The following is a 3,625-nucleotide window of genomic DNA, read 5'->3' on the forward strand; positions in this document are numbered from 1 at the left end:
ATGCGCTGGACGTTCCCGCATGGCTGGCCCAGTTGCGTTCCCGTCAGTGCTCCGGACTGCCCGTCTTCCTCAAGGACGGCACCGCCTTGCGCCTGTGCGCCCTTCGCGTCAGCCCACAGGCCGCCCAACGCGAACGAGCCAAAATCAGGCTCAGCGCCAAAAAAAACGGCCGCAAACCCTCCTGCCAGTGCCTGTGCATGGCTGATTACATTGTCGTTGTCACTTCCCTGCCCTCCTCTTGCCTGGACTCCCGCGGCATCCTCCAACTCTACCGCCTGCGCTGGCAGATCGAACTGGCTTTCAAACGCCTCAAATCACTCCTGAACACTGGCCACGTCCCAAAAAAAGACCCCCTCAGCTCCCGCTCATGGCTCCAAGCCAAATTACTCACCTGCTTGCTCATCGAAAAATCCCTCCTCCAATCAGAGGTTTTTTCCCCCTGGGGATTCATCCTCCCTGACTAACTCCAGATGGACTGAGTTTGTCTTCGCTCGCGATTGTCTCCTCTCTTGTCTGGCCATCCCTCTCTCCCTAAGCCTCTTCCTTCTCTGCGGCCATCGCCTACGCGGTTCCCTCGGCTACCCTCCTCGCAAGCGCATCCCCCACCGTATCCTCATCAAATCTTAACATGTTAGCGCTTATAGGTCGGGAGACCCGCCGACGGCGTGCAACGCCGCCCTTCCGGAAGGATTTCACGCGGAGACGCGGTGGCGCGGAGAAAAAAACGAGGCAGACAAACCAACCGCGAATGAACGCGAATAGACGCTAGGGAGTGTAGTCACGAGATAAGATTGACTGAGTTTTTTTGTGATGGAGAATGTCAGCATGGCGAAAGATCAACACCGTCACGACATTTCGGACCGAGTTTGGAGCGTTCTGGAGCCGCTGCTACCTGGAAGGAAAGGAGCGTGGGGAGGGGTGGCGGAGGACAACCGCAAGTTCCTCAACGCGGTTCTGTGGATTTTACGCACTGGTGCGCCTTGGAGGGATCTTCCAGAGGATTACGGAGGGTGGGGCAACACGCACAGGCGTTTTTGTCGCTGGAGAGACAAGGGGCATTGGGAGCGCCTGTTGTCGGAACTGATGAACGAGCCCGATTTTGAGTGGCTCATGATTGATGCCAGTCATGTCAAAATCCATCCGCATGCAGCGGGAGCCAGAGGTGGAAACGAGGCGATCGGTCTGACAAAAGGGGGCGAAACACCAAACTACATTTGGCCGTGGATGCGCATGGTATGCCGGTGCGAGTCATTGTTACAGCGGGTTCCACGGCTGATTGCACACAGGCTGGCAGGTTGATTGAAGGCATTGCCGCAGACCATCTGATCGCCGACAAGGGATATGACACCAACGCCATCATCGAAATGGCGCAGGCCGCAGGCATCTGCCCGCAGATTCCTCCAAAGACCAATCGCATAGAACAACGCGAATATGACCCTTATCTTTATCGGATCAGGCATCTGGTAGAAAATGCATTCCTACGACTCAAGCAATGGCGCGGCATCGCAACCCGATACGCAAAACGAGCCTCCTCTTTCCTCGCTGCCGTCCAATTCAGGTGTGCCATCCTCTGGGCTTCAATCTCGTGACTACACGCTCTAATGAAGGCAGCATTTCAGGAGTCCAAGTGGCGCGGGCGTCCCGCCCGCAATCTGTTCCGAAGCGGGCGGGACGCCCGCGCCACGCCCAATCCATACCCAGGCGCTTCCGCGCCTTTGTCCCCCCCCCCTCCCGCTAACCGGTTGGCGGCGTCCCCCGTCGCCGCTCCGGTTTGTGTATCCACAAAAAAACGACCTTCATGACGAAGGTCGTTTTTTATGATTCTTGGCAGAATAACGTGGTAGAGGGACTGGCTTAGCGTCGGGCGGGGCGCCGGGAGGCGATGGCGGGAGTGGCAATCCGGCTCGCGCTCTGGCTGCGGGACTCCATGAACTCCTTGATCACCTCATGACGTTTGCGGAGGCGCTCCTCCTCTTCCAGTTCCTCGATGCTGCGCTGGGCTTCGTGGCGGCTCATGGCCTTGCGCATCTTGGAAAGGGCAAGGTTCTGGAGCTGGCGCACGCGCTCGCGCGTGACTTTGAACTTCTGGCCGACTTCCTCGAGCGTGAGTTCGTCGCGTCCGTCGAGACCGAAACGGTAGCGAATGATCTCGGCTTCGCGCGGCTCAAGCGAATCGACCATCTCCTTGAGGTCGGCGTTGCGGCTGCGTTCCTTGAGGCTTTCGAACGGACTGACGGCGTTTTCGTCACCGACGAGTTCGCCGAAAGTGGACGAGTCGCCGTCTTCGCCGACGGGCGCATCAAGCGAGGCCGGGCGCACGCTGACGGACTTCAGATGGGCGACCTTGCTGGTCGGGATCTGGAGCTCCATGGCGATCTCTTCATCGCTGGGTTCGCGGCCAAGCTGTTCGGTGAGGGCCATCGCGGTGCGGCGCATCCGGGCAATTTTGTCCACCAAGTGGACAGGCAGGCGGATGGTCTTGGACTGGTTGGCGAGGGCGCGCTTGATCGACTGCTTGATCCACCAAGCGGCGTAGGTGGAGAGCTTGCCGCCCTTGCGCGGGTCGAAGCGCTCGACGGCTTTGACCAGGCCGATGTTGCCTTCGCTGATGAGATCCAGGAGCGGCAGGCCGAAGTCCTTGTAATCCATCGCGATTTTGACGACGAGGCGCAGGTTGGCCGAGATCATGTGATCGCGGGCGGCCTTGTCTCCGCGGCGGATGCGGCGGGCGAGCGTGACCTCTTCGTCAAGCGTGAGAAGCGGAGTCTTGCCGATCTCCTGCAAATAAAGCTGGAGGTTGCTGCGCTCAAGAGGCGCGGTGTCGGCGGGAGCCTCGGCGGGCTTTTCCAGGAAGGAGGGAGGGGCGTCCTGCTGGAGAGCGACAACGGGACGGGAAGGCGTGGAAACCGTGGCGTCGAAGTCGTCGGAGGAATAAGAGGGGGAACCGGTGCGGGCTGAGATGGTGGCGAGTGGCATAAGATTATGTGGAGGGAGGATTATGGTAGCGGCGCTTCGAGTCGGTTTCGGGCACCAGGTGAGAGAGTGCAGACAGGTTAAGGCAGGAATCGTTCCAAGTTCGTTGACATTTGCGGATGCCAGGCGGCTCAGAGGTGAATTTCATTAGTTGGTTCATTTTGCTACGCATTTCTTGTTCAAGTTAGCTGCAAGAAGTGCACAGGTATTTTGCAAGGTCGTCAATAAGGAAAATTGCAAAATGCAATAAGCGTGCCGACTAGGTCGGAAAAAAAGATGGAGTGCCGATGGGTCAATATTATCGTAATATCTTATATTACTGAATCTTACGATTCACACAAATCATTCATGGTGTGACCATGACCCCCATAAGAAATTTTTTACCAACCGGGAGATTCGCTTATGCGACTGATGCTAGGCAGGAGTCGCAGGGAGCGGCGGCATCCTGCCGCCGGATTGGGGTTGGGATTGGCAACAAAAGTGGCGCGGGTGTCTCGCCCGCAACATGTTGCAAATCGGGCGAGACGCCCGCGCCACTCGTAGGGGCTTCGCTTGCGAAGCCCGCGTATGCAGGACGTGGCCTCAAATGGCGGGCGCGGGCGTCGCAAGCGACGCCCCTACTGCGGGCGAGACGCCCGCGCCACTCGGAATA

The 3,625-nt window shown here is 58.4% G+C and carries 2 protein-coding genes and 1 pseudogene; 2 read left to right on the forward strand and 1 reads right to left on the reverse strand.

Translation table 11 applies throughout. The features are described from left to right. Together OBACDRAFT_RS03200 and OBACDRAFT_RS26160 are read left to right on the forward strand one after the other, a co-directional pair. The coding region (locus OBACDRAFT_RS03200; RefSeq protein ID WP_043582710.1) for a transposase at positions 1 to 464 on the forward strand (464 nt) is incomplete at its 5' end. A gap of 361 nt (positions 465 to 825) precedes the next feature. Next, positions 826 to 1,589 (forward strand): annotated as a pseudogene (locus OBACDRAFT_RS26160) (IS5 family transposase). 265 nt (positions 1,590 to 1,854) lie between these two features. Here the strand turns inward: OBACDRAFT_RS26160 and OBACDRAFT_RS03215 are convergent. Next, complete coding sequence (locus OBACDRAFT_RS03215; protein ID WP_043582712.1) at positions 1,855 to 2,976, reverse strand: sigma-70 family RNA polymerase sigma factor; 1,122 nt, start codon at positions 2,974 to 2,976, stop codon at positions 1,855 to 1,857. Between the last annotated feature and the right edge of the window lie 649 nt (positions 2,977 to 3,625).

This window comes from Geminisphaera colitermitum TAV2, assembly GCF_000171235.2.
GTDB classification, from domain to species: domain Bacteria; phylum Verrucomicrobiota; class Verrucomicrobiia; order Opitutales; family Opitutaceae; genus Geminisphaera; species Geminisphaera colitermitum.